General features: G+C 50.2%; 1 protein-coding gene and 1 pseudogene. Both read left to right on the top strand.

Annotated elements, in window-relative coordinates:
• Nucleotides 1-284, top strand: a pseudogene (locus tag ACFINH_RS10365) (hypothetical protein); the annotation flags it as partial.
• On the top strand, nucleotides 281-552 hold a 272-nt coding region (locus tag ACFINH_RS10370), incomplete at its 3' end, for a DNA-binding protein (protein ID WP_375633092.1). The pseudogene ACFINH_RS10365 and the gene ACFINH_RS10370, both read left to right, overlap by 4 nt.

A 552-nucleotide genomic window follows, 5' to 3' on the forward strand; every position in this document is an offset into this window, starting at 1 on the left:
ATTATTTAGGGATTGGGTGTTTAAGTAAGGCGAGTTTGGATGCTTATGTTGCGGAAAGTAAGCAGGTGGATATTTCCTTGCCACGGTTTAAGGCATTTGTGCGGGCGACAGAGGCATTTTGGCTTTGGGATGAGGTGGTGAGTGAAGATGGATTGTTGCTGTTGCAAGGGGATGAGGCACGTTTAGCAGAGATTGCGCGGCTTCAGCAGGAACAGCGGGAGATTGCAGCGCAATTGAAAGCCATGCGCGCAACGCCGGTTCGCATTAAAAGGGGGCAGCCATGAAGGAATGGTTTCGTATTGCCGAATTGGCTGAGGCAGCTTTGCCAGGGTTGCCGAAAACATATAAAAGTCTTGAAAACCACGGACGGGCATATTGGAGAAAAAACTCTGAACTTTCGAGGAAAGTGGGAGGAAAAACCAAGCCGGTTTGGGAGTATCACATTTCGTTATTGCCGGAGGGGGCGCGGGCGGCATTGTTGGTGCGGTTTGGTGGGGCTGTTGATGTGAAACAAACGCAAGGGGAGCAAAAGGCAAGTATTTGGGTGCGTTA

The sequence above is a fragment of the Bartonella sp. AA74HLJMH genome (assembly GCF_042197045.1).
In the GTDB taxonomy this organism is placed as follows: Bacteria; Pseudomonadota; Alphaproteobacteria; order Rhizobiales; family Rhizobiaceae; genus Bartonella.